General features: G+C 62.7%; 20 protein-coding genes and 2 tRNA genes. 12 read left to right on the plus strand and 10 right to left on the minus strand.

The window, feature by feature from the left end; all coding sequences use genetic code 11:
• Positions 1 to 16: 16 nt before the first annotated feature.
• Together JOH52_RS01155 and JOH52_RS01160 are read right to left on the minus strand one after the other, a co-directional pair.
• Positions 17 to 1,816, minus strand: a complete 1,800-nt coding sequence (locus tag JOH52_RS01155) for a GGDEF domain-containing protein (RefSeq protein ID WP_010968945.1) — start codon at positions 1,814 to 1,816, stop codon at positions 17 to 19.
• Between the two features lie 108 nt (positions 1,817 to 1,924).
• Positions 1,925 to 2,473 carry an HdeD family acid-resistance protein gene (locus JOH52_RS01160; RefSeq protein ID WP_010968944.1) on the minus strand — a complete coding sequence of 183 codons (549 nt, stop codon included), beginning with the start codon at positions 2,471 to 2,473 and terminating at the stop codon, positions 1,925 to 1,927.
• A gap of 143 nt (positions 2,474 to 2,616) precedes the next feature.
• Between JOH52_RS01160 and betI the strand changes: the two genes are divergently transcribed.
• The 4 genes from betI to betA all read left to right on the plus strand — a co-directional run bounded on the left by betI (position 2,617) and on the right by betA (position 8,258).
• Complete coding sequence (gene betI, locus JOH52_RS01165; RefSeq protein ID WP_010968943.1) at positions 2,617 to 3,228, plus strand: transcriptional regulator BetI; 612 nt, start codon at positions 2,617 to 2,619, stop codon at positions 3,226 to 3,228.
• 166 nt (positions 3,229 to 3,394) lie between these two features.
• On the plus strand, positions 3,395 to 4,933 hold the full coding sequence (gene betC, locus JOH52_RS01170) for a choline-sulfatase (protein WP_010968942.1): 1,539 nt from the start codon (positions 3,395 to 3,397) through the stop codon (positions 4,931 to 4,933).
• A gap of 1 nt (position 4,934) precedes the next feature.
• The gene (gene betB, locus JOH52_RS01175; RefSeq protein WP_010968941.1) at positions 4,935 to 6,398 is read left to right on the plus strand and encodes a betaine-aldehyde dehydrogenase; all 1,464 of its coding nucleotides are present in this window, start codon (positions 4,935 to 4,937) and stop codon (positions 6,396 to 6,398) included.
• Positions 6,399 to 6,608: 210 nt separating this feature from the next.
• A complete protein-coding gene (gene betA, locus JOH52_RS01180; protein ID WP_010968940.1) occupies positions 6,609 to 8,258 on the plus strand; it encodes a choline dehydrogenase in 1,650 nt (549 codons plus the stop codon).
• 1 nt (position 8,259) lies between these two features.
• Here the strand turns inward: betA and JOH52_RS01185 are convergent, their stop codons facing one another.
• Entirely contained in the window at positions 8,260 to 8,739 is a 480-nt protein-coding gene (locus JOH52_RS01185) for a DUF6644 family protein (protein WP_010968939.1), read from the minus strand.
• A complete protein-coding gene (locus JOH52_RS01190; protein ID WP_003536268.1) occupies positions 8,739 to 9,125 on the minus strand; it encodes a DUF6152 family protein in 387 nt (128 codons plus the stop codon). Before JOH52_RS01190 ends, JOH52_RS01185 begins: the two co-directional genes overlap by 1 nt.
• A 279-nt stretch (positions 9,126 to 9,404) precedes the next feature.
• Here JOH52_RS01190 and JOH52_RS01195 point away from each other — a divergent pair, with 279 nt between their 5' ends.
• The 4 genes from JOH52_RS01195 to JOH52_RS01210 all read left to right on the plus strand — a co-directional run bounded on the left by JOH52_RS01195 (position 9,405) and on the right by JOH52_RS01210 (position 13,217).
• The gene (locus tag JOH52_RS01195) at positions 9,405 to 10,202 is read left to right on the plus strand and encodes a phosphoadenylyl-sulfate reductase (RefSeq protein ID WP_010968938.1); all 798 of its coding nucleotides are present in this window, start codon (positions 9,405 to 9,407) and stop codon (positions 10,200 to 10,202) included.
• Positions 10,203 to 10,249: 47 nt separating this feature from the next.
• A complete protein-coding gene (gene cysD, locus JOH52_RS01200) occupies positions 10,250 to 11,203 on the plus strand; it encodes a sulfate adenylyltransferase subunit CysD (RefSeq protein ID WP_003536273.1) in 954 nt (317 codons plus the stop codon).
• The gene (gene cysN, locus JOH52_RS01205) at positions 11,203 to 12,699 is read left to right on the plus strand and encodes a sulfate adenylyltransferase subunit CysN (protein WP_013844122.1); all 1,497 of its coding nucleotides are present in this window, start codon (positions 11,203 to 11,205) and stop codon (positions 12,697 to 12,699) included. The genes cysD and cysN overlap by 1 nt, the downstream gene beginning before the upstream one ends.
• Positions 12,700 to 12,860: 161 nt before the next feature.
• Positions 12,861 to 13,217, plus strand: coding sequence for a helix-turn-helix transcriptional regulator (locus JOH52_RS01210; RefSeq protein ID WP_010968936.1), 357 nt, complete (start codon positions 12,861 to 12,863; stop codon positions 13,215 to 13,217).
• Positions 13,218 to 13,222: 5 nt separating this feature from the next.
• Here JOH52_RS01210 and JOH52_RS01215 read toward each other — a convergent pair whose 3' ends face one another.
• Entirely contained in the window at positions 13,223 to 13,366 is a 144-nt protein-coding gene (locus tag JOH52_RS01215; protein ID WP_010968935.1) for a hypothetical protein, read from the minus strand.
• 236 nt (positions 13,367 to 13,602) lie between these two features.
• Positions 13,603 to 13,679, minus strand: a tRNA-Pro gene (locus JOH52_RS01220).
• Positions 13,680 to 13,958: 279 nt separating this feature from the next.
• On the opposite strand from JOH52_RS01220, the gene JOH52_RS01225 reads away from it, so the two are divergent.
• Positions 13,959 to 14,372, plus strand: coding sequence for a hypothetical protein (locus JOH52_RS01225; RefSeq protein ID WP_003536285.1), 414 nt, complete (start codon positions 13,959 to 13,961; stop codon positions 14,370 to 14,372).
• Positions 14,373 to 14,455: 83 nt separating this feature from the next.
• Here the strand turns inward: JOH52_RS01225 and JOH52_RS01230 are convergent, their stop codons facing one another.
• From JOH52_RS01230 to JOH52_RS01240, 3 genes are all read right to left on the minus strand, one after another.
• A complete protein-coding gene (locus JOH52_RS01230) occupies positions 14,456 to 17,071 on the minus strand; it encodes a mechanosensitive ion channel family protein (RefSeq protein WP_014529105.1) in 2,616 nt (871 codons plus the stop codon).
• Between the two features lie 151 nt (positions 17,072 to 17,222).
• Positions 17,223 to 17,570, minus strand: a complete 348-nt coding sequence (locus tag JOH52_RS36090) for a hypothetical protein (RefSeq protein ID WP_017265084.1) — start codon at positions 17,568 to 17,570, stop codon at positions 17,223 to 17,225.
• 581 nt (positions 17,571 to 18,151) lie between these two features.
• Positions 18,152 to 18,226: transfer RNA gene (locus JOH52_RS01240), tRNA-Gln, on the minus strand.
• 253 nt (positions 18,227 to 18,479) lie between these two features.
• Here JOH52_RS01240 and JOH52_RS01245 point away from each other — a divergent pair.
• On the plus strand, positions 18,480 to 19,388 hold the full coding sequence (locus tag JOH52_RS01245; RefSeq protein ID WP_010968932.1) for an MBL fold metallo-hydrolase: 909 nt from the start codon (positions 18,480 to 18,482) through the stop codon (positions 19,386 to 19,388).
• A gap of 54 nt (positions 19,389 to 19,442) precedes the next feature.
• On the opposite strand, the gene JOH52_RS01250 is transcribed toward JOH52_RS01245, so the two are convergent.
• Positions 19,443 to 20,351, minus strand: a complete 909-nt coding sequence (locus JOH52_RS01250; RefSeq protein ID WP_010968931.1) for a DUF1499 domain-containing protein — start codon at positions 20,349 to 20,351, stop codon at positions 19,443 to 19,445.
• 293 nt (positions 20,352 to 20,644) lie between these two features.
• Between JOH52_RS01250 and JOH52_RS01255 the strand changes: the two genes are divergently transcribed.
• Both JOH52_RS01255 and JOH52_RS01260 read left to right on the plus strand, forming a co-directional pair.
• Positions 20,645 to 21,034, plus strand: coding sequence for a hypothetical protein (locus JOH52_RS01255; RefSeq protein WP_003536293.1), 390 nt, complete (start codon positions 20,645 to 20,647; stop codon positions 21,032 to 21,034).
• A 163-nt stretch (positions 21,035 to 21,197) separates the two neighbouring features.
• Complete coding sequence (locus tag JOH52_RS01260; RefSeq protein ID WP_010968930.1) at positions 21,198 to 21,446, plus strand: hypothetical protein; 249 nt, start codon at positions 21,198 to 21,200, stop codon at positions 21,444 to 21,446.
• Positions 21,447 to 21,530 lie beyond the last annotated feature (84 nt).

Below are 21,530 nucleotides of genomic sequence, written 5' to 3' on the forward strand. Positions count from 1 at the left end.
CGCCTTGCATCGCTGCTCAGGCGCGGTCGAGGGGCTCCATGACGAGACCTTCTTCGCTCGCCTTGGCGCGCGCCTTTATCTCCGCAATCCGCTTGCTCACGGTCTGGCCGTCCGAGAGGACAAGGCCTTCGGGAAGCACAAGTACCGCAATCGAACAGCGCATCAGTGGGAAAGCCTTCGTGAGGCCGTCGCGGCCATATCCGCTGATCCGTCCCGCCGACAGATGCTCGGGCGAATAGAGCTGGCGGACGTCCGAGCGGAAGTCGTCGATCAGGCGTGAAAGGACGCCCCGGATATCCTCCTCGGTACAGCCGTCGATGCCGATGAAGAAATCGTCGCCTCCGACGTGACCAAGGAATTTTTCTTCGCCGATGAAGTGGCGCCGCAGGAGCGCCGCGAACAGGGTGATCGCGAGATCCCCCTTCTGGAAACCATATGTGTCGTTGAAGGGCTTGAAATCGTCGAAGTCGCAATAGCAGAAGTAGCGGGCCTGATCGCCGTCCAGGATCGCGTTCTGGACATAATCGCGGATCGCCCGATTGCCGGGGAGGCCCGTCAACGGATTCTGCTCCTGGGCCATCTTCAACTGCTTCTCGTTGATGATCTTCAGGAGCGACGAAGCGGAGAGAATGCCGGCATAGCGCATGTTCTCCGTCAGCATGACGCAGTCGCTCCCGTCCATACCGGCGAAGATCTTGAGCATCTCGTCGGCGGGCGTGTCGAGATCGGCGATCGGCGCGGGCGTGACGAAATGCGAGATGCGGCGCTGATAGAGGCGGTTCTTCAGGAGGTCGCGACCGAAGGGATGATAGATCATCTCCTTGACGTGGTACTCGTGCAGGATGCCACGCGGTTCGCCATTGGCATTCAGTACCGGAAAGAAGGCCTGGCGCGGATTGAGCCGGAAAAGGTGGAACACGGAATCGAGGTCGTCGCTCTCCCGCACCGCCGGAAGCTGCTCGATCTCCTTCCGGATCAGGATGCTGTCCAGCGTCGAAGAGGGCCGCCGGGTGCCGCTCGTCGGTTCGAGATGCGGATAGACGGCCTGCAGTTCCATGATATGCGTCGTCGGCCGCGCGATGAAATAGCCCTGCATCAGATCGCAACCGAGGTCGCGGCAGACGAGAAACTCCGCCTCCGTCTCCACACCCTCGGCGATCACCCGCGTCCCGAGAGCATGGGCCATATTGACCGTGTGGCGGACAAGGTGGCGCTTGCGCGCATCCTTGTCGATCTCGGAAACGAAATGCCGGTCGATCTTCACATAGTCTACCGGCTGATCGCAGAGCAGTTTCAAGCCGCTGAACCCGGCGCCGAAATCGTCGATCGCCAGCTTGAAGCCCGCGAGCCGCAGTTGCCGCACGAGCACCGGGAAGTCCGGCATCTTGCTGCTGTCGAAGCGTTCCGACAGTTCGAAGCAAAGCGAGGAAGGAGCGATATTCGCGCGCTTCAAGTGGCTGACGAGGCGTTCGACAATGTCCCCCTCGCCGCCGATGAGCCTCGCATCGAAATTGAGAAAGAGCGTGCGCGCCGAAAAGTCCGGGAGCGTGGCAAAGGCGGCGACGGCGCGGCTGTTGATCAGGTGCTCGAGCGCGAGCAACTGTCCGGCGGCCTCGGCCTTGTCGAGCAACTCGACCGGCGAGGCGAAGCCCAGGCGCTCGAACCCGCGCATCAGGGATTCATAGCCGAACACCGCCCCGGTCGTCGCTTCCACGATCGGCTGGAGGGCATTTTCGATGACGAGTTTGGCAAGCGTCACGATTTGGTCGTCGCCGAAACGGCGAAGCGACAGTATTTCTGCGGGGGCGGCCGACATGCCGGGCTCCAGGGATAGGACACACAAACGCGCGCCAGCATCGGAGCAAGGCGTCAACGAAATCTTTCGCGAATGTGAAAGTTTGATGAAGCTTCGGAAAAGGCCTGCTCAGCCCCTCGCAAGAACCCCGAAGGCGATCGAGGCCAGCCCCTGCATGACGAGATCGACCGCCAGGAAAAGACCCAGTATCCAGAGACTGTCGACCGGCCAGCCGGCGGCGATGATGAGGCCGGCTAGCAGCGTCACGAGGCCGCCGATGACCATCCACCCCCAGCCGCCGAGCGGCCGAAGCCTGAACCCTACCCAGATGCGGGAGCAACCGGCGGCGATCAGCGCCAGGGCCAGCAGAAACGTCAGCACGGAGGAGGCGAGGACAGGATTGATGAAGGCGAACAGGCCCGCTGCGGCGTAGAAGGCGCCGCTCAATATCCAGTAAAGGACACTCCCCCAGCTTTTGACCTGAAAGGCGTGGGCGAGATTGAGCAGGCCGCCGATCAGCATGATGAGACCGACGTAATAGACGGAGGCGACTGTCGCCATCAGCAGGTTTCCGAAGGCGATGCCGCCGCACATGATCAGAAGCACGCCGAGTGCGACGAACCACCCCCATTTTCCGGCAAGGGCCTCTCTGCCGGCTGGATCGGACGCGTGAACCATTTCAACCTCCAGTCATGCCGATGCGCATGGACGCCTCCCGCTGATTGAGCCGGATTTCCAAGCAAAAAGAAAGAGAAAAGCGCAGATTTTTTTATTGATTGATGGATCAATCAAAAATAAGCTGGCACCTGAGGAGTTCGAAGATGCCGAAGGTCGGAATGGAGCCGGTGCGCCGCAAGGCGCTGGTCGATGCGGCGCTGCGCGTGATCGGCGATCAGGGTACGCTCGCGGTGACCATGTCGGAGATCGCGCGGACGGCCGGCGTCTCACCCGCGCTCGCGCATCACTATTTCGGCAGCAAGGAGCAGTTGCTGATCGCCACGATCCGCAGCCTCCTGGGCAAATTGCGCGACGACGCCGTCGCGGCAATGAAAGCGGCGGCGACGCCGCGCGAAAGGGTGAGCGCGTTGATCCGCGTGAGCTTCCGCGCCGATCAGTTCGCGCCGGAGACGGTCGCCGCCTGGCTCGCCTTCTATTCGGAGGCGCAACGGTCGGAGGAGGTGCGGCGGCTGCTCGTGATCTATGCACGGCGGCTGCGCTCCAATCTGCTTGTGGGCCTGAGAGCGCTCTGCCCGGCGGACGACGCGGAGCGCATCGCCGAAGGCGCGGCTGCGATGATCGACGGGCTCTACATCCGGCAAAGTTTGAAGTCGGCGCCGATCAGCATCGAAGCATCGGTCGCGCTCACGGAAGATTATGTGAATGCGCATTTACGGGCGAATGGTGACGGGAAATACCCCTCTCCTCGGGTTTAACCCGAGGACTAACCCTCTCCCCGCGTGCGGGGAGAGGGAACTTCGGCAGCACCGCATGTCCCTTCTCCCCGCCGGCGGGGAGAAGGTGGCGGCAGCCGGATGAGGGGCAATTTCCACCTGAACCAAGCAAGACGAGCAAGAATTCGAACCATCGAGGAACCGACCAGTGACCACCGGTAAGCCCAACATTCTGATCATCATGGTGGACCAGTTGAACGGAAAGCTCTTTCCGGACGGGCCTGCAGACTTCCTGCATGCGCCCAACCTGAAGGCGCTGGCCAAGCGGTCGGCGCGTTTCCACAACAACTACACCTCGTCGCCCCTGTGTGCCCCTGCCCGCGCATCCTTCATGGCCGGGCAATTGCCGAGCCGCACCCGGGTCTACGACAATGCTGCCGAATACCAGTCGTCGATCCCAACCTATGCACATCACCTGCGCCGGGCCGGCTACTACACCGCGCTTTCCGGCAAGATGCATTTCGTCGGGCCGGACCAGTTGCACGGCTTCGAGGAGCGGCTGACGACCGACATCTATCCCGCCGATTTCGGCTGGACGCCGGATTACCGCAAGCCGGGCGAGCGGATCGACTGGTGGTATCACAATCTCGGCTCCGTCACCGGCGCCGGGGTCGCCGAAATCACCAACCAGATGGAATATGACGACGAGGTGGCCTTCCTCGCAAACCAGAAGCTCTACCAGCTTTCGCGGGAGAACGACGACGAGAGCCGGCGTCCCTGGTGCCTCACCGTCTCCTTCACCCACCCGCACGACCCCTATGTCGCGCGGCGGAAATTCTGGGATCTCTACGAGGATTGCGAGCACCTCACGCCCGAGGTCGGCGCCATTCCCCTCGACGAGCAGGACCCGCATTCGCAACGGATCATGCTCTCCTGCGACTACCAGAATTTCGACGTGACCGAGGAGAATGTCCGCCGCTCGCGCCGCGCCTATTTCGCCAATATCTCCTATCTCGACGAGAAGGTGGGCGAGCTGATCGACACGCTCACGCGGACGCGGATGCTCGACGATACGCTCATCCTCTTCTGTTCCGACCACGGCGACATGCTCGGCGAGCGCGGCCTCTGGTTCAAGATGAACTTCTTCGAAGGCTCGGCGCGCGTGCCGCTGATGATTGCCGGCCCGGGTATCGCACCCGGCCTGCATCTGACGCCGACCTCCAATCTCGACGTGACGCCGACGCTTGCGGACCTCGCCGGCATTTCGCTCGAGGAAGTGAGGCCCTGGACCGATGGCGTCAGCCTCGTGCCGATGGTCAACGGCGTCGAACGCACGGAGCCGGTGCTGATGGAATACGCGGCTGAGGCCTCCTATGCACCGCTGGTCGCCATCCGCGAGGGCAAGTGGAAATATGTCTACTGCGCGCTCGATCCGGAGCAGCTCTTCGATCTCGAGGCAGATCCGCTGGAGCTTACGAACCTCGCGGAAAATCCGCGCGGGCCCGTCGATCAGGCGACGCTCACGGCATTCCGCGACATGCGCGCGGCGCATTGGGACATGGAAGCCTTCGACGCTGCCGTGCGCGAGAGCCAGGCACGGCGCTGGGTGGTCTACGAAGCGCTTCGCAACGGCGCCTACTACCCCTGGGACCACCAGCCGCTGCAAAAGGCATCGGAGCGCTACATGCGCAACCACATGAACCTCGACACTCTCGAGGAATCCAAACGCTATCCGCGAGGAGAATGAGATGAGAGCCCAACCGAAAGCCTCGCACTTCATCGACGGCGAATATGTCGAGGACGCCGCCGGCACGGTGATCGAGAGCATCTATCCGGCGACCGGCGAAATCATCGCCCGGCTCCATGCCGCAACGCCTGGGATCGTCGAGAAGGCGATCGCCGCGGCCAAGCGCGCGCAGCCGGAATGGGCGGCGATGAGCCCGACGGCGCGCGGCCGCATCCTGAAGCGGGCCGCCGAGCTCATGCGCCAGCGCAACCGCGAGCTTTCCGAACTCGAAACGCTCGACACCGGCAAGCCGATCCAGGAAACCATCGTCGCCGACCCGACGTCCGGCGCCGACAGTTTCGAATTCTTCGGCGGCGTCGCGCCCGCCGCACTCAACGGCGATTATATCCCGCTCGGCGGCGACTTCGCCTATACGAAGCGGGTGCCGCTCGGCGTCTGCGTCGGCATCGGCGCCTGGAACTATCCGCAGCAGATCGCCTGCTGGAAGGGTGCGCCTGCGCTCGTCGCCGGCAATGCGATGGTGTTCAAGCCTTCGGAAAACACCCCGCTCGGCGCGCTTAAGATCGCCGAAATCCTTATCGAAGCGGGTCTGCCGAAGGGCCTGTTCAACGTCATCCAGGGCGACCGCGCGACGGGCCCGCTCCTCGTCAACCATCCGGACGTCGCCAAGGTGTCGCTCACCGGCTCCGTGCCGACGGGCAAAAAAGTCGCGGGCGCCGCGGCGGCCGAACTCAAGCACGTCACCATGGAGCTCGGCGGCAAGTCGCCGCTGATCGTCTTCGACGATGCCGATCTCGAAAGCGCGATCGGCGGCGCCATGCTCGGCAATTTCTATTCGACCGGCCAGGTCTGCTCCAACGGCACGCGCGTCTTCGTGCAAAGGAAGATCAAGGAGCCTTTCCTCGCCCGCCTCAAGGAACGCACCGAAGCGATCGTCATCGGCGACCCCCTGGACGAGGCGACGCAGCTCGGTCCGATGGTCTCGGCGGCGCAACGCGACAAGGTCTTCTCCTATATCGGGAAGGGCAAGGCGGAAGGCGCCCGCCTCGTCACCGGCGGCGGCATTCCCAATAATGTGAGCGGCGAAGGCACCTATATCCAGCCGACCGTCTTCGCCGACGTCACCGACGGGATGACGATCGCGCGCGAAGAAATCTTCGGACCGGTCATGTGCGTGCTCGACTTCGACGACGAGGTGGAAGTCATCGCACGCGCCAACGCCACCGAATTCGGCCTTTCGGCCGGCGTCTTCACCGCGGACCTCACCCGCGCCCACCGGGTCGCCGACCGGCTCGAAGCCGGCACGCTCTGGATCAACACCTACAATCTCTGCCCGGTAGAGATCCCCTTTGGCGGGTCCAAGCAATCGGGTTTCGGGCGGGAGAATTCGGTCGCGGCGCTCAACCACTATACCGAGCTCAAGACCGTCTATGTCGGCATGGGGCCGGTCGAGGCGCCGTATTGAAAGTTGGCGCTTGCCCCTCTCCTCGGGTTTAACCCGAGGACTAACCCTCTCCCCGCTCGCGGGGAGAGGGGACCGGAGGCAGCGAGCTTCCGCGCCGGCGGCAGAGGGACTGAGCGGGCGCCGCGTGTCCTTCTCCCCGCGAGCGTGGAGAAGGTGGCGGCAGCCGGATGAGGGGCATGCCGAGTGCATCCAAAAAAGAAAGCAGCGAGAATGCAGGCAGATTTCGTCATCATCGGTTCCGGCTCGGCGGGCTCCGCGCTCGCCTATCGCCTGTCGGAAGACGGCAGGAATTCGGTCATCGTGCTCGAGTTCGGCGGCTCGGATGTCGGTCCGTTCATCCAGATGCCGGCAGCGCTTGCCTGGCCGATGAGCATGAACCGCTATAATTGGGGCTATCTCTCCGAACCCGAGCCGAACCTCAACAACAGGCGCATCACCGCGCCGCGCGGCAAGGTGATCGGCGGCTCCTCCTCGATCAACGGCATGGTCTATGTCCGCGGCCACTCGGAAGACTTCAACCGCTGGGAGGAACTCGGCGCACAAGGCTGGGCCTATGCGGACGTGCTGCCCTATTACAAGCGGATGGAGCATTCGCATGGCGGCGAAGAGGGCTGGCGCGGCACCGACGGGCCGCTGCACGTCCAGCGCGGCCCGGTCAAGAATCCCCTTTTTCACGCCTTCATCGAAGCGGGAAAAGAGGCCGGCTTCGAAGTCACCGAGGATTATAACGGCTCGAAGCAGGAGGGCTTCGGGCTGATGGAGCAGACGACATGGCGGGGCCGCCGCTGGTCGGCCGCTTCCGCCTATCTGAGGCCGGCGCTCAAACGTCCGAATGTCGAGCTCATCCGTTGCTTCGCCCGCAAGATCGTCATCGAGAACGGCCGGGCGACGGGCGTGGAGATCGAGCGGGGCGGACGGATCGAGGTGGTGAAGGCCAATCGCGAAGTGATCGTCTCCGCCTCTTCGTTCAATTCGCCGAAGCTGCTGATGCTGTCCGGCATCGGCCCGGCTGCGCACCTCAAGGAGATGGGAATTGACGTAAAGGTCGACCGGCCCGGCGTCGGCCAGAACCTGCAGGACCACATGGAATTCTATTTCCAGCAGGTGAGCACGAAGCCGGTTTCACTCTATTCCTGGCTGCCATGGTTCTGGCAGGGCGTCGCCGGTGCGCAATGGCTCTTCTTCAAAAGAGGCCTCGGCATTTCCAACCAGTTCGAGTCCTGCGCCTTCCTGCGCTCGGCACCCGGCGTGAAGCAGCCGGACATCCAATACCACTTCCTGCCGGTGGCGATCAGCTATGACGGCAAGGCGGCGGCGAAGTCGCACGGCTTCCAGGTGCATGTCGGCTACAACCTCTCCAAGTCGCGCGGCAACGTCTCGCTCCGCTCCTCCGACCCGAAGGCCGACCCGGTGATCCGCTTCAACTATATGAGCCATCCGGAGGACTGGGAGAAGTTCCGCCACTGCGTGCGGCTCACGCGCGAGATTTTCGGGCAGAAGGCTTTCGACCTCTATCGCGGCCCCGAAATCCAGCCCGGCGAAAAGGTGCAGACGGACGAGGAGATCGACGGGTTCCTGCGCGAGCATCTCGAAAGCGCCTATCATCCCTGCGGCACCTGCAAGATGGGTGCGAAGGACGACCCGATGGCCGTGGTCGACCCGGAAACCCGGGTTATCGGCGTCGACGGGCTTCGTGTCGCCGACTCCTCGATCTTCCCGCACATCACCTATGGCAACCTGAACGCCCCCTCGATCATGACCGGCGAGAAGTCCGCCGATCATATCCTCGGCAGACAGCCGCTCGCCCGCTCGAACCAGGAGCCGTGGATCAATCCGCGCTGGGCGGTGAGCGACAGGTAACTTATTCCGAGAGGAAACCGATCCAGCGCCCGGCAAGGACCGCGCCGGTCCAGATCGACATGGAAAGCAGCGCGGAAAGGCGGACCCTCGGGGAGAGCGGCCCGCCTTTAACGGCGTCGCGCCATTGCGGGGTCAGATGCAATATGGCCGCGTTGAGTACGCCGAGCGCGAGCAGCGTCATCTTCGTCAGGAAGGCGGGGTTGGCGGCATATTCAACCGGGCGCACGCTGAAGAGACAGAAACCGGTGGCGATGGCCAACGCTACGCCGATTGCCGCCGTACGTGAAAGATAGGGTCCGACCACTGCGACCGGCACGCTGCGGAAGAAGCCGAGCAGCCGCAGATCGAGCGGCAGGATCGAGCCGACGATTATCCCGATCGAGAGTATGTGGGCGGCGTTCACGAAGATGTAGAGCACCGCGGAGCGCCGTATCGCCACGGCGAAGGGCAACGCCCCGATCCACGTCAGCGCCTCCTCCATCAATTTGTCCGAATGCGCTCCGGATAGATGTCATAGACCTTTCCGGCGACTGTGATCCGCACGGCCTTCATCCTCTTCTCGTTCCGGTCGAGCGAGCGGTTGCCGAGCACGACGATCGGATCGCCGGCCTTGGCTGCCCCTTCCACAAAGCCCGAACGCTCGGTGAGCCGCGGGTTGCCGAGTTCGACACGCCAGGTGCCGTCATTCCGCGTCTCGACCTGAAGGGTCGGATGCGGCGGTGCCATGGAGATCTCGCGTATCGTCCCTGAAAGCTCGACCTGATCGGCCTCCGCCCAGGACCAGCCGTGATGCGCATAGGCGCCCGTCACCAGAAGCAGGCCGAAAGCCACTCCAGCGAATATGCGGGACGGCAAGGATTTTGCCATGTCTTTGTCTCCTTTCGTGGGCTCGCGGGGTCAGTCTGAAAGTGGAGCACGCGAAGCAGATGGACAGAGCATTCAACGATTGTTGAACGGCAGCACCGCGCGCGAAGACAGCTGGCGGGTTTAATCGTAAGACAATAATCTACTGGATTACTAGGTTTTCTTAGAACTTTATGGATCAGAGAGATATTTGCTCTGATCCTTGAGCAATAGAAATCCGTTTTTCTGTCCATTGACACCAGCGGCTGCCATATTCCGTGCAAATTGCAACAGGATGCAGCCATGACGACGCAATCCCTCAAAGCAGAAGCGGTGGCCCTCGAAGCAGACGTGATGGCCCTCGATGCGGAGGCGAAGGCCCTCAACGACAAGCTCGAAAGCCTGGATCTCGCCGGCCGGCTGGCGCTCATTGCCGGGCTTGAAGGCCGCGCGGTCTTTACCACGTCGCTCGGCATCGAGGACCAGGTCATTACCGCCGCGATCGGCAGCAACCGTCTCGACATCGAAGTCGCGACGCTGAAGACGGGCCGCCTCTTCAACGAGACGGTGGCGCTGATCGACCAGACCGAGGAAACCTATGACATCCTCATCAAGCGCTATTATCCTGAGAAAGCCGACATCGACGCCTATGTGGCGCAATACGGCATGAACGGGTTCTACGAAAGCGTGGAAGCCCGGCATGCCTGTTGCGGCGTGCGCAAGCTGAAGCCGCTTGCGCGCGCGCTCGACGGAGCAAGCTATTGGATCACGGGCCTGCGCCGCGGGCAGTCGGGCAACCGTGCCACGACCCCTTTCGCTGAAGCCGACGTCGAGCGCGGACTCATCAAGATCAATCCGCTCGCCGACTGGGGCATCGAGACGATCCAGGCCCATGTCGCGGCAGAGGGCATTCCCGTCAACCCGCTGCACAGTCGCGGCTATCCGTCGATCGGTTGCGAGCCCTGCACCCGTGCCATCAAGCCCGGCGAGCCGGAGCGCGCCGGCCGCTGGTGGTGGGAGAACGACGAGAAGCGCGAATGCGGCCTGCATGTGCCGGAAGCGGCTTCCTCGATCATCCCCAACGCCAGCAACGCGGCCTGAGCGCCACGCGCCGCACCCGAAGACCACGATCTTCCCCGGAGTCAGCAATGCCCCATACTCTTCCGGAAACGGAACTGCACAATCCGCAGAGCACGAAACCGCCGCTCGATCCGCATCTGAAGGCGCTCGAGAACGAAGCGATTCACATCTTCCGCGAGGTCGCGGCCGAATTCGAGCGCCCGGTGATGCTCTACTCGATCGGCAAGGATTCGTCGGTCCTGCTGCATCTTGCCCGCAAGGCCTTCTATCCCGGCCGCATCCCCTTCCCGCTCCTGCATGTCGACACCGGCTGGAAGTTCCGCGAGATGATCGCATTCCGTGACGAGATGGTCGCGAAATACGATCTCGACCTCGTTGCCCACACCAATCCGCGCGGCGCAGCCGAGAACGTCACGCCGTTCACGCACGGTTCGGCGCTCTATACCGACATCATGAAGACCGAAGCGTTGCGCCAGGCGCTCGACGCTGGCCAGTACGACGCCGCATTTGGCGGCGCGCGCCGTGACGAGGAGGCAAGCCGTGCCAAGGAGCGCATCTATTCCTTCCGCACGCCGGATCATCGCTGGGATCCACGCAACCAGCGCCCGGAACTGTGGAACGTCTATAACGGCATGATCCGCAAGGGCGAGAGCGTCCGCGCCTTCCCTCTGTCCAACTGGACCGAGGTCGACATCTGGCGCTACATCCAGGCGGAAGATATCCCGATCGTGCCGCTCTATTTCGCCAAGAAGCGCCCCGTCGTAGAGCGCGACGGCATGCTGATCCTCGCCGAGGATCCTCGTCTCGAGCTGCTTCCCGGCGAGGTCAAGCGCGAGGAAGTCATCCGCTTCCGCACGCTCGGCTGCTTCCCGCTCACGGGTGCGATCCGCTCCGAAGCCGACACGCTCGACGACATCATTGCCGAACTTGAAACCGCGACCGTCTCCGAACGTCAGGGCCGCGCGATCGACCGCGACCAGGCCGGTTCGATGGAAAAGAAGAAACGCGAAGGATATTTCTGATGACCGCACCGGCAGCAGCGAACGCAGCCCTGGACCAAACCGTCGTATCCCTCCCGGTGCAGGAGACTGCGCGGGTCGTGCGCGACACGCGCCCCCTTCGCCTCATCACCTGCGGCAGCGTCGATGACGGCAAATCGACGCTGATCGGCCGGCTGCTTTGGGACACCAAGGCGGTCAAGGAAGACCAGGCGGCAAGCCTTCAGCGCGATTCCAGCGGCAAGCAGAACGATCTCGGCCTCCCGGATTTCGCTCTCCTGCTCGACGGCCTTCAGGCCGAGCGGGAACAGGGCATAACCATCGATGTCGCCTATCGCTATTTCGCGACCGACAAGCGCTCCTTCATCGTCGCCGACACGCCCGGCCACGAGCAATACACGCGCAATATGGCGACCGGCGCTTCGACCGCCGACCTCGCCGTGCTGCTCGTCGACGCACGTGTCGGCCTTTTGGAGCAGACCCGCCGCCACGCGACGATCGCGACGCTGATGGGCATCCGCCAGTTCGTGCTCGCCGTCAACAAGATCGACCTGACGAACTACGACCGCGCCCGCTTCGATCAGATCTCGCACGAGTTCCGGGAACTGGCCCTTTCGCTCGGAGTCCGCCAGGTCACCGCAATTCCGGTCTCGGCGCTCAAGGGCGAGAACGTCGTCTATGACGGCCGCGCTTCCATGCCCTGGTATGACGGCCCGACGCTGATCGAGATTCTGGAGCTTGCCACGACCCGCTCCGCCCAGACCGTCGGCTTCCGCCTGCCGGTGCAGCGCGTATCGCGCCCGGGAGAAAGCTTCCGCGGTTATCAGGGCACGGTCGCCGGCGGCTCGGTGAAGCCGGGGGACTCCGTCGTCATCCTGCCGTCCGGCATGGTCGCCAATGTGAGCAAGATCGTCACCTTCGATCTCGTGCGCAATGCGGCGGTTGCCGGCGACGCGATCACGCTGGTGCTCGACCGCCAGGTGGACGTTTCCCGCGGCGACGTGATCGCCTCGATCGACAGCCAGCCGATGACCGGGCTCGCCTTCGATGCGCAACTCGTGGCGCTGCAGCCGGAAGGCATCCAGCCGGGCAAGCGCTACTGGCTGAAGTCCGGCAGCCGCCGCCAGCGCGTGCAGGTGCAGCCGGTCAGTCAGCTCGAACTCAAGAGCGGCAAGTGGAACCACGCAGACGAATTGCCGATGAATGCGATCGGCAAGGTGCACCTCGCCTTCGACGAACAGGCGATCTTCGACACCTATGAGCAGAACCGCACGACCGGCGCCTTCATCCTGATCGACCCCGACACCAACAACACGGTGGCCGGCGGCATGATCACCGCCAAGCGCGCCGCGCTCGGGGGCATCCATGCCGAGGAGAGCCGTGTGATCCTGTCTCTGCCGGCCGATCTCGCCGATCAGCTCATGGCAACGGAGCTCTTTGCAAGCCGCCGCGAAGACGTGGAGGTGCGTCGTGTCACGGCCGGCAAGGCGGTCAACATCATAGACGCGATTGACGGGTGACCTGACAGAGTCATCGATGAGCAGAGGGGCCGTCAGGCCCCTTTTTGCTGCGCAGCTTTCGACAGGTTGGCGATTGGCGGGTTATCATGGACGATCAAGGTGTTGTCCTCGACATCATCAAGATCGGCTCTCGCGGCAGCGTCTACGAATAGGAGTCCGTTATGCAGACCATTACCACCCCGGGTGGCGAAACCCTGGTCGTCCTTCCCATTGCTGAATATGAAGATTTGCTCGATAGGGCCGATATCGCGCAGGCCGACAAGGTGAAGGCCGATATCGCCGCTGGCCGCGACGAGCTCGTGCCGGCCGAGGTCGTCAACCGTCTTCTGGCTGGCGAGAACGCGGTCAAGGTCTGGCGCTCCCATCGCGGCATGGCCGCTCGAGAATTGGCGAAGAAGGCCAGGATCAGCGCTCCCTATCTCTCCGAAATCGAGAGCGGGAAGAAGGACGGAAGTCTTTCAACCATGAAGAAGATTGCCGAAGCTCTCTCCGTGGATCTCGACGATCTGGCGCAATAAGGCGTTCAGGCGCGCGGCTCGATCGTCGCGAGATCGATCGTCAGCGGCGGCGGATCGGCATGATTCCAAAGCTGATAGCCGACCACGCTGCCGAGAATGGCTGCCCAGACGACAAATTCACGTAGAGTGAAGATAGGTTCTTTCGACATCGCTGCCTCACGGGTTTGCACTTTGAAGCATATTCGCGCCGATTGTTCACTCCGATAAGACGGAGATTCGAGAACAAGCCGTTTCCCTGTGAACAATAAAAGCGTGGCAAAGCTACGCCGGACCCGCACCGTCCGGTTGGCGGGGCCTATCGCTATCGCGATCAAGACCTGAGGCCGCGCGTCACCCGGCTAAGAAGCCGGATCAACAACAACAATAATCGGGGGATTGTTTCAGCTGGTCGGAGTGGAGTGATTCGAACACTCGACCCCCACGTCCCGAACGTGGTGCGCTACCAGACTGCGCTACACTCCGTGACCAGCGGCGCCTCTATAGAACAGCATTTTTGATTTCACAAGCGCCTATCGCAAAAAAGACCGCGCTAAGGGTCAAAATATTCCGGCCGCCGGCACGCCCGACTCATGCGGGAATAGGGCGTTTCTGCAACGCTCTCCAATTTCCTCGGCGGCAATGCTCCGTGCCGATTTTCTTTCACGGCTTTTAGCGCTAGAGCCTCGGCGGACCGCAAGGAAAACCGGGGGATTCCGGCCCTTCCGCGCCGCAGGTTTCAGGACATATCTAAGGGACAGACACATGAATTTCCGCATGATGACGGCGGGCGCCCTCGGGCTGCTTCTTGCCGGCTGCACGACGACGACCGGGATCACGAGAAATGCGGTCGAGGCACGCTGGCTCGGCCAGCCGGCGGGGCCATTCTTCGCCCAGTTCGGCCCCCCCATTTCCGACGTCGAAGCGGGCGGCGACACCGTCTATAGCTGGAAGGGCGGTTACAAGACGCGCAAGATCGCGGCAGAATACGAAAAGACCGCCGACGGCAAACGCGGCAAGCGCATCTCGGCCCCGCGCACGGAATATCTGAGCTGCTCCGTTCAGCTCACCGTCTCCTCCGACTACGTCATCCGCGCGATCCGGATCGTCGGCGACCGCAAGCGTCCGAACGGCCCGACCTGGTGCGAGGAGTTTCTGGGCGGCGCAAAGGCGGAATAGGCAGCCCGATCCGCCCCGGATACCCCCGGCCCGCTGCCGAAAGCCAGCGGGCCTGCTTCGTCATCCGGAACTGCCTTTCATACTCATTCGCCGGCGGCCTCGGCGGCACTCTTCCGGCGCTTCGCGCGCGTTTGCCCCGGCTGAGAAGATGCTGGGGCCGGCGTCGCGGCTCGGCCATCGAACAGCTCGCGGACCAGCCCTTCGATGCTGGCGAGATCGCGAAGATGGATTTCGCGCTGGCCAAACGGCATTTCGATCTTTTCCTCGCGGAAGCGCCTGGCGATTTCGAAACGCATATCGCTCGCCGCGCCCGCATCGGCGTTGATGTTGCCAACGTGGCAGAACAAGGTGAACTGCAGGGCATCGGCTCCGAAATCGGTGAACGAAACGAAAGGCTCCGGAATTTTCAAGACGCGCGGATTGTCCATGGCGATTTCCAGCAGCACCCGCCTCACCTGCTCCGGGTCCGAATCATAGGAGACCCCCACCGGAATCTTCAGGCGCGCCGAGAAGTCGCCATGCATCCAGTTGACCACCTGGCCGCTGATCAGGTCGGCATTGGGTACGATCACGGTCACATTGTCGAATGTCTGGATCTGGGTAGCCCTGACGCTGACGCGCTGGACGATCCCCATGTTCTGGCCGACTTCGATGCGGTCCCCGACCTTGAAGGGCCGTTCGGCGAGCAGGATGATCCCGCTGACGAAGTTGTTGACGATGGACTGGAGGCCGAAACCGATACCGACGGACAGCGCGCTGGCAACGATGGCGACGTTCTGAAGATTGAGACCCGCATAGGAAAAGGCCACGAGACCTGCGATCGCCGCGCCGACATAGCCGACGCCCGTATGGATCGAGGTCCTGAGGCCGGCATCGAGGCTGGTTTGCGGCAAGAGGCGGCCGTCCAGCCACCTCTGAAAGCCGCGCGTCGCGACGATTACGATGATGAAGACGACGATCGCGCCGAGAATAGCCGAAGGCGAAAACGAGAAGCCGCCGATCTCGAAACCGAAAAAGGCGGAGGCGAAGGTGCCGACCACGTCCTCCGATTGGATGCCCCAGGGCGCAAGAAGGGCCATGATGGCAATCATGATCACGACCAGACGCGCGAAGCCCGCGAGGATCACGCCGATCTGGCTGATCGTGTTGGGCTTGAACCCGATCGCCTGCCGCATGAAGCCGCCGATCCGGGTCTGTACCGAAAAGCCGTAGGAAATCGCCTCGTCGGCAAGGCGTAGCAAGAGCACGAGGCTCATCAGCACTGCCGTCGTGAAGACGATCTGGAGCGCAGCGAAGCGGCCGAAGGCCACAAAGCCTGCGAGCGGTGCAACGACGGTCAGAGCGGCGACCGCCCAGGTCACCGGAATCAGGAGTCGCCAGGTTGAGCTCGCTCCCTGCTGGCTCTCGTCGTCGTCTTCGCGAGCGACGAATCTGAGCGCGATCATGGCGAGGATGCCGAGCGCGACGGCACCGAGGCCTTGTGCCGCGACCGCGAAGGACAAGGGCGCATGCGTCGCCTTCAGGAAGGCATCGAGGGCAAGGCCGCCGGCGATGATCACCGCCATCGCAACGATGACCGGAATCAATTTCTCCGCCGCCGCGTCGGTGACGTCGACGAGCCGCCAGCTCGGCCGTTCGGGCGCGAGTACAGCGATGGAGAGGCCGTAGAAGAAGGACGCGAAGGTCAGCCCGAAGAACACGGGCCTCAGGACCGCCGCCAGATCTGCAGGCAGGACACCGAGAATGGACATCGCCTGATAGAGCACGAAGAAGGCGATGGCCGGGATCAGGAGATTGGCAAGCGTGATGGCTGCTGCTGCGGTCGCCCTGGCGAGCCCGGATGGGTGAAGCACCGAAGGGTCGCGGCTCGTGCGCCGGGTCAGCCAGCGCCGGCCCGGCGACAGAAGGAAGGCGGCGAAGCCTATGACGACGACGAGAACGCCTGCGGCCGAACGGCCGGTGCGCTCGATCAGGGCACCGAACCAGTGTCCGACAACGCCGGACTGGTTGGCGAGCGTCTCCGGCGTCGCGGCGGCCAGATCGAACCAGAAGGAAGGATCGGCAAGGCTTTGCGAGCGCTGCAGGATAGAGCTCGTGAAGAGGGCGCGCCGCCGTTCTCCGATAATGTCGATGTTCTGCTGTGCGCGCAGCGCGATGAAATCCGCCTGCTGCACTATGCCCTGAAGACCGGCCGCCTCCGCCTGGAGCTGCGCATGTTCGAGCTTGATCGCTTCGGCCTGACTGCGGGCGGCCTGCTCATCGGCAGGCTTCAACTGCTCGACACGTTGATTGACCGCCTGCAGTCGCGGTTGCAGCTTCGCCTTGAGCCCGGCGGCATGCATGGGAATGGTACCGAGCTGCCTGCGCAGATCGGAGAGGGTGACGTCGTCGATGCGCTCGGCCTGGAGCCCACGCTCCACGCGTTCCAGCGTCGCCCGCCAGGCATCGATGCGTGCCTGTTCCTCCGGAAAGGCTTGCGGCGGCAATGCCGGCGCAGCATCCGCCTGGCTCGCCCCCTCGGCACCGGTTGCCGCGCCCGCTTCCGGCTGCGCTCCACTCTCCTGAGCGAGGGCGACTGATGAAAATGCCACCAGAAACGCGACGAGAAGCAAGCGAAACAATGCCCCGGCCGAAAGGTTCGGCGCCCCGAAAAGATTGCCCGCCGCGCAAGCGCGACGAAGTATTCGCATGCTCGTCATTTTCAGTCCCTGTTCCGCAACCGCTTCATGTGTTTGCCGAGCGCGATCAGGTCGAGCCCGGGAGATCGGGGGGAACAATAAGATTGCTCGCCGGAATATCCAACCCGCCGGCTGAATTGAGTCGATTGCCGGCGATGAACTGCGGGGCGCCTCAGAGCGCGCTTGCAGTACTCTGCGTTTTCTCCGACAAGCATTGGGTGTAGTTTTCGAAGGCGTACTCCAAGGCGATAAAAGATACATCTTCGCCGAGACCATGCACCGCCAGATTTATTCGGCTTATTCCGTCCTTAAGCCTTGATCCATATGCAACGGACCACTCGCGCCGGTACGTCCGCTCGTTCTCCGTTACGGACATTACCCAGTCGCGGTTTTCGCTCCAGCGCGAACCTTCCTTGAGAGACTTGAAGTCCTTCCCCTGGCCATAGATATCTTCGAGTTCGCGTACTATCTCGTCAAACTTCGCCCGAACCTTCGTACCGAGCCGATCCGCCGTAAACATCACCGATCCGGCGTTTACGCGGCAAACACCGACAGTTTCGCTTATCTCTGCGGAATATACTTCGAAAGCAGGGTGACGCCTGGGCACGGTACAAAGCTTGTAGACGCCATAATGCGAAGGCTCATGGACTATCCGCAGAGAGTCCTTCCTCTGCCCTTGTTCAATGCCGAATGGTCCTGCCCACGCTGCAAAAGCAGACAACAATACAGTGACAGAAAGCAATGCGGTTTGAAAAATAATGCCATTCACTCCTCAGCCACTCCACTCCATTCCCTGGCTTTGGTTGGTATATTTATATTTGACTTATGTCAATAACGAATATTGATATATGAACATATCATAAAATACACCTTAAAGTAACCCATCAGAAGTGAATAGGTTATGACAACATAACTTATATATTTCAAACCTGGTCATCCAGTATAGTCGTCCATTCTTAGATCGGCAGGGAATTCCCGGAAGACAAGGTCGCTTATTGCAGCTTATTCTGAAGCCGCGACCTGCCACGCTCATCACAGGCAGCTTCTTCTTCCTCCTTATTCGGGATGGAAGTTCCTTCACTGTCGACGCTTGCGGGGGTGTGGCTGGGGCGCCTGGATTCGAACCAGGGAATGGCGGTACCAAAAACCGCTGCCTTACCGCTTGGCTACGCCCCAACTAAACTGGCGGGAAATCTCTTCGCCAAATCGAGCGCCTGATTAGCAAAGCTCGTGCGCGCTCACAATGCTTAACTTCGTTTCGCCCGCAGATTTATGCCTTTGAGGCTCGGGCCGCAACGTCGGTCGAGCAACGGATGGTTCCCTCCCTGTGGCCTTTGGCCTATGGTCGCGCCGACGGGCCGGGAAACCGGTCTTGCCCCGGGAGCGGTCGTGCAAACGGGACACGGCAGGTGGATGGGAAGCCAGGAACATGCAAGCTCCGGAATTCGACCTCGATTTCAAGCCCGCCCATGGCGAAGCGGTGAGCGTAGCCGAGGGTGTCGAGCGCATCACCGTCAACAATCCCGGCCCCTTCACCTTCCATGGCACGAATAGCTACATCGTCGGCCGCCGCTCGGTCGCGGTGATCGATCCGGGCCCGGAGGACGACGCGCATTTCCATGCGCTGATGGACGCACTCAGAGGTCGCGAAGTGACGCATATCGCCGTCAGCCACACACATCGCGACCACTCTCCGCTCGTCGGCAGGCTTGCCCGGGCGACCGGCGCAATGGTTGTGGGCGAAGGCCCGCACCGGGCAGCCCGGCCGCTGCATGCCGGCGAGGTCAATCCGTTCGGCGAAAGTTCGGACATGGATTTCTCGCCCGATGTCGCGCTTTGCGACGGCGCACGCGTCGAAGGCGACGGCTGGAGCCTGACGGCGGTAGCGACGCCGGGGCACACGGCCAACCACATGGCCTTCGCGCTCGATGGAACCGGGATCCTCTTTTCCGCCGATCATGTGATGGCCTGGGCGACAAGCATCGTCGCGCCGCCGGATGGCGCCATGGCCGATTACATGGCCTCCCTCGATAAGCTGCTCCAGCGCGACGATCGGCTCTACCTGCCCGGGCATGGTGGTCCGGTCAACGAGCCTGCCTCCTTCGTGCGGGCGTTGAAGGCGCATCGCAGGATGCGCGAGCGCGCGGTGATCGAACGCCTGCGCGCCGGCGACCGGCAGATCGCCGACATGGTAAAGGTGATCTACGCCTCGACCGACCCGCGGCTGCATGGCGCTGCGGCGCTCTCGCTGCTGGCGCACATCGAAGACCTCATCGAGCAGGGGCGCGTCGAAACAGAGGGGCCGCCGTCGCTCGCCAGCGCGTACCGGCTGGCGTGACGCTGGGTCGATCGCTGAAAGGCGCAATTCGGGGCGCAAAACCGCGCGCACTTGCTAATCGCCCGCGATCCCCAGAAGCTCGGCGTCGAGGTCGCGCAGGAACTCCTCGGCAAACATCGCTCCCATGCCCAGGTCATGGCGGCCGTAGCGCGAGGCCACGCGCAGATCGACGAAGGTCGTTTCCGCCTCTTCGCGCAATCTGATCAGCACGTCGAATCGGAAACCGACGACAAGGCTCCGCCATTCGCCTTGCAGGACGACGTCGCTGGATCGCCGTCCCGGTATGCCGTCGTCGACCAGTTGCGTGGGGCGCGCCGTCGGGACGGGGATGACGTTCGGGCCGGCATTCGCTTCCCCGCCTGCCTCGGGTCGCACGGCGAGGTCTTCGAGATCCGCCCGCGCGTTGTCGGCGCCGAACTCCGCAGTGGTGGCGATTCGCGTCTGCTCGACGACCTTGCGCACGCCTTGGAATACGCGGTCCAGCGCCCCTTCGTAGCGCCGGCCGGTAAGCCCCGGATAGGCTTCAACCTGCGCCTCGCGGTCTTCCCGCGTCACCGCACGCTTGCGCCCGAGCCAGCTTTCCGCGGTTGCCGGCGTCCTGATCCAGGGTGGCGGCGTCAAGGTATCGGTACTGACCTCGTAGAGTGCCGGTCGCGTCAGGTATTGCACCGCCCCATAACCGAGGAACCCGAGCGGAACCGCCGCGTAGAAGAGTGCCGAGACGGAAGCGGTGCCGCCGATCGCCGCCACCTGCCAAAGGCGCGTGAGCCCGATCGTTGCCAGCACGACGCCAAGGAGAGCCAAGCCCCCGGCGATCAGCGCCAGCGCCAGAAAGTGCGGCGTCGTCAGAGGACCGAAACGATGCGACAGCAGCGACAGCAGAAAAACGATGAATGCGATGCGGGCGATGCGGCGCGCCCAATGGGCCGCGTAGGAATAGGGACGCTCGTACCGGACAATCATCTAACGGAATCAATCCCCGAGGCGGAAAAGGACCTCGCCTTTCTTAGACCATGGCTCGGGTAGTGCAAACCCGTATCTTTCCCCCATCGGCGATGGAGATCGCCCTATTGAGGGCAAAGAGAGAATGCGGGCGGCGAATATGGCGGCGCCACTCACACGAGTGCCGCAAATTTGCCATTCTCGTTAACCACCTATTCAGGTTCACTATTTGGCCGGACACACGGCGCTGTAGCATTTGGAGGCATCGGCCGTCGTCGCCGGCAAGAGGCGCGGCAAATCAACGGAGAGACATCATGGCCGCACAGCAGTCTACCATGGACATCGCCATCCCCGCCCCTCCGCCCCCGGTCGGCGAAGCTGCGATACCCATGGCGCTTCTCGAGTTGGAGCTTTCGCTCGACCGCTTCTCCGGCGACAAGGACGATTTCGTCGGCTTCACCCATAAGGTGGCTCACGACATCGGCGCCGAACTGCTCTTCATCCTGCCGGCTTCCGGTCTTGTCGACGATTGCGTGACGATCGCCGCGGTACGCCACGGCCAGGCGGAGGACAAGACACCTATCATCCTGTTCATCTGTCTCGCGCAGGACGGCACCACCATCCGCGTCGAGCAGCCGAGCGAGCGCACCGCCGGGCTCAAGAGCTTCGCCAACTCCTTCGTCGGCGTCCTCGAGCGGATCTGAACTCCGCAGGGCGATTGACCGGCGATGCGCAACGGGCGCATGATGTCGCCGAGTTGAATCGCGCCCACGGACTTCTTCTTATGCGTTGCATTATCATGCCTGTCGTCCAGCGGAATGCCATCGGTCTCTGTCCCCGCGAAGGGGTGCCGATCAGGAGGCAAGGATGACGACGATGACCATGAGACTGCTTGGCCTTGCAGCCGCGGGGCTGGTGCTTGCCGCGTGCCAGTCGATGTCGCCGCAGGAACGGCGAGCGAGAGACGAAAATACATGCGCCTCCTACGGCTTCAGAAGGGGCACGGATGCGTTCGCAACCTGCCTGCAGCGTATAGATCTCGACCGGCGCGCGGAAGCGCGCGCCTTCCGCTATGACAACGACGTTTTCCTGCGCGGCCCCTACCATTGGCATTAGAGCGGGATGAGGAAGTGTGTGCGGCCGGAATCATCACGCTGATGATTCCAGGTCGACCCAACCTAAAGTCATCGTGATCATAGC

Source organism: Sinorhizobium meliloti (assembly GCF_017876815.1).
In the GTDB taxonomy this organism is placed as follows: Bacteria; Pseudomonadota; Alphaproteobacteria; order Rhizobiales; family Rhizobiaceae; genus Sinorhizobium; species Sinorhizobium meliloti.